Raw genomic sequence first — 3,604 nt, forward strand, 5'->3', positions numbered from 1 at the left:
CCGGTCGCGCAGCCCGGCCGGCAACCGGGCGGCGTCGCGGACGACGGCGGTGACCTCGTGCCCCAGGTCGAGCGCCTGCCGGACGAGCTCCAGCCCCGTGCGACCGGTCGCGCCGAAGATGACGAGCCTCATGTCGTGCCCCTTCGCGGTAGGGTGGGTGAACACTTACTCACCCTACTCGTCGCCCGGGGCGGCGCTCAGGCCAGGTTGAGCTGCCAGGAGACGCCGAACCGGTCGTTGACCCAGCCGAACCTGGTGCTGAAGCCGTAGGAGCCGATCGGCATCAGCGGTTGGCCGCCCTCCGCCAGCGCCGCGTAGAGCCGGTCGATCTCCTCCTCGGTGTCGCACGCGACCCAGATCGACATCGAGGGGGTGAAGCCGAACGCGTGCCGCTCGCTGCTGTCGATGCACATGTACTCCTGGCCGGCCAGGGTGAACGTGGCGTGCATGACGGTTCCCTCGGGCCCCGGCCCCTCCGGGCCGTAGTGGGAGACGGCCACCACCTTGGAGTCCTCGAACAGCGAGACGTAGAAGTTCATCGCCTCCTCGGCGTCGCGGTTCTGGAACATCAGGAATGTGGTGGTCTTCTGGCTCATGACTGGTCCTCCGTCGGTAGGTAGAAAGCGGTGGTGGCGGCGACCGCGGCGGCGGCGGTCTCGGGCGGCGCCCCGGCCTCCTCGAAGGCCGCGCCCCACGCCCGGCTGCTGGCCGTGATGTAGCGGCGGCCGTCGGCGGTCAGCTCGAAGCCGGCCTTGTCGGGCATCGGCAGCCCGGACAGATGCAGCCGGAGGCCCAGGAGCCCGAGGTCCCAGCCCACGCCGACCGCCCCGGGCCCGAACCGGCCCCACATCTCCGGCGGCACCTCGGCGGTGTGGCGCAGCTCGAACCGGGTGCCCCCGCCCTCGGCCGACAGGCGCACCTCGACCTCGGAGAAGCCAGGGTCGGGCCCGAACAACCAGCTCACCCTGAGGTAGGAGGGCGGCTCGCAGGCCAGGATCTCCCCGCCCGCGTTCCCCTCCAGCTGGTACGTGCCCCCCAGCCGCAGGTCGCCGGAGACCGGCATGAACCAGCGGGCTATGCGCTCACCGTCGGTGCAGGCGTCCCAGACGTCCGCCACCTCCGCGTCGTAGTGGCGGGTCAGGGTCACGGACTTGCGCTCGCCGTCCGTGAGCTCGCGCCTGATCCGGGATATCTCGTCAAGGCTGTCCATCGTGCTTCTTTCTTCTGCCCCGCGCCAGCTCGGTGGCCAGCGCGTCGAGGCGCTGCTCCCAGAAGCCGCGGAAACGGTCGAGCCAGAGGTCGACCTCCCGCAGCGGCGCGGGCTCCACGGCGTAGAGCCGTCGCGTGCCCTCGGCCCGCACGCTGGCGAACCCGTTGTCGCGCAGCACCTTCAGGTGCTGGGAGACCGCCGGCTGTGAGACGCCGAACTCTCGCTGGATGACTGCGGTGACCTCGCCGGAGCTCTGCTCGCCGCCGGCCAGCAGCTCCAGGATCCGGCGGCGGACCGGATCCCCGAGGACGTCGAACGCGTGCACGACCTCAGTGTTTCAGGTGCGACTTATATAAGTCAAACCTGGGATAGGTGGTGGCGGATGAAGTCCAGCTCCAGCAGCAGCAGGTTCTCGGCCACGTCCTCCTGGGGGGCCATGTGCGTCACGCCGCTCAGCGGCAGCACCGTGTGCGGACGGCCGGCGGCCAGCAGCGCCGCCGACAGGCGCAGCGTGTGGGCGGCGAAGACGTTGTCGTCGGCCAGGCCGTGCACCAGCATCAGCGGACGGCTCAGGCCGGGCGCGTCGGCCAGCAGCGAGCAGCGGTCGTAGGCCTCGGGATGCTCGTCGGGATGGCCCAGGTAACGCTCCTGCCAATGGGTGTCGTACAGGCGGGGATCGGTCACCGGGGCGCCCGCGACCGCCACGTGGAAGACGTCGGGATGACGCAGCACCGCCGCCGCCGACAGATAACCGCCGTAGGACCAGCCGCGGATCGCCACCCGGCCCAGGTCCAGGTCGGGATGGCGGGCGGCGGCGGCCTGCAGCGCGTCGGCCTGGTCCTCCAGCGCGGCGCTCAGCTTGTCGAACCGGACCGCGCGCTCCCAGGCCGGCCCCCGGCCCGGCGTGCCCCGGCCGTCGGTCACCAGCACGGCGAAGCCCTGCTCGGCGAACCACTGCTCGATCGCGAAGCCGTCCAGGCCGCGCAGCACCCGCGCCGCCGTCGGCCCGGCGTACGGCGACAACAACACCGGCAACCGCCCCGACCCCGGCACGTGCCCGGACGGGAACAGGATCGCCGTACGCAGGTCGCGCTTGCCCAGCGACACCAGCTCCACCCGCGGCCGCAGCACCGGGACCGCGCCGTGGGAGGCGATCGTCCGGTCGCCCACGCTCACCCCCACCCCGTGCTCCTCCAGGGAGCGGCGCACCACGACCGTCGCCCCGCCCGCGCGCGTGCCGGTGTGCACGCCGGGCTCGGCGGTCACCCTGACCAGGCCCTCGGCCCTGGACCAGGTCCACAGGTGCCGCTCGGTGGGCTCCTCGCAGCAGTGGAGGAGCACGGTGTCGCCGTCGACGGCCAGCACCGCCAGCACCTGCAGGCCGGGCGGGGTCACCACGTCCTGGCCGACCATCAGGCGGCGGGTGTCGTCGCGGTCGACCGTCCAGACCAGCTCGCCCGCGGCCGTGCGCGACGGCACGCCGGGCACCAGCTCCAGCCAGGCGTCGTCGGTGTCCTCGCGCACCGGCGTGGTCGCCCCGGTGGCCGGATCGACCTCCAGGACGCGGGTGGTGCGCTGGTCGCGGCTCTGCACCAGCACCAGCAGGCCCTGGCCGGTCCACGACACCGCCGCCACGTACTCGAAGGCCGCGCGGTCCCACACCACCCGGGTGCGCCGGCCCTCCAGCGTGACCAGCCACAACGACACGTCGGCGTTGGCCGTGCCGGCCGGCGGGTAGGCCATGGTCCGCGGCGGCCGGCCGGGCTCGGCCGGCTCGGCCAGGCACCACTTCTGCACCGCGGCGTTGTCCACCCGGGCGGCCAGCAGGCGGGTGCCGTCGGGAGCCCACCAGTAGCCGCGGTGACGGCCCATCGACTCGCCCGCCACGTGCTCGGGCAGCCCCCACGTCACGTCGGTGCCGTCGGGCACCAGCAGCGGCCGCTCCCCCACGTGCAGCGCGCCGCCGGAGACGAACGCGACGTGCTCGCCGGTGGGGTCCAGCCGCGGGTCGGAGCCGGTCAGGCCGAGCGCGGTCACCTCGCCGGTCAGCAGGTCGACGGTGTGCAGCGCGCCGTCGGCCGCGTAGACGGCCTTGGTGACGGCCGCGTCGGTGGCGTAGGCGACGATGCCGGAGGCGTGTTCACGGGTGCGCTCCCGGCGGGCGCGCTCGGCCTCCGACAGCCGCGCGCCGGGCACGGGCGCGCCCGGCGCGGCCAGCAGGCGCTCCTCCCCCGTGGCCACGGTGAACGACCACAGCCGGTGCACCGGATCCTCGCCGGAGGACGACCGCAGGAAGATCACCCGCGCGCCGTCCGGGGAGATCGTGAAGTTCCGCGGGACGCCGTAGGTGAAGCGAGCCGTGCGGGCGTGCTGGCGGGGAAGCGTCAGGGGAGG

5 protein-coding genes are annotated in these 3,604 nt (G+C 73.5%); all 5 read right to left on the minus strand.

The window, feature by feature from the left end; translation table 11 throughout:
* Positions 1 to 132, minus strand: a 132-nt coding sequence (locus tag ACWCSD_RS49810) for an NAD(P)H-binding protein (RefSeq protein ID WP_449926399.1), incomplete at its 3' end; no start/stop codon positions are given.
* A gap of 65 nt (positions 133 to 197) precedes the next feature.
* Positions 198 to 596, minus strand: coding sequence for a VOC family protein (locus ACWCSD_RS49815; protein WP_358004655.1), 399 nt, complete (start codon positions 594 to 596; stop codon positions 198 to 200).
* Positions 593 to 1,210, minus strand: coding sequence for an SRPBCC family protein (locus tag ACWCSD_RS49820; RefSeq protein WP_449926396.1), 618 nt, complete (start codon positions 1,208 to 1,210; stop codon positions 593 to 595). Before ACWCSD_RS49820 ends, ACWCSD_RS49815 begins: the two co-directional genes overlap by 4 nt.
* Positions 1,197 to 1,535, minus strand: coding sequence for an ArsR/SmtB family transcription factor (locus ACWCSD_RS49825; RefSeq protein WP_352356418.1), 339 nt, complete (start codon positions 1,533 to 1,535; stop codon positions 1,197 to 1,199). Before ACWCSD_RS49825 ends, ACWCSD_RS49820 begins: the two co-directional genes overlap by 14 nt.
* A gap of 32 nt (positions 1,536 to 1,567) precedes the next feature.
* Positions 1,568 to 3,598 (minus strand): prolyl oligopeptidase family serine peptidase, encoded by a 2,031-nt coding sequence (locus ACWCSD_RS49830; RefSeq protein ID WP_449926402.1) that lies wholly within the window; start codon positions 3,596 to 3,598, stop codon positions 1,568 to 1,570.
* Positions 3,599 to 3,604: the final 6 nt, after the last annotated feature.

The organism is Nonomuraea sp. NPDC001684 (assembly GCF_053596515.1).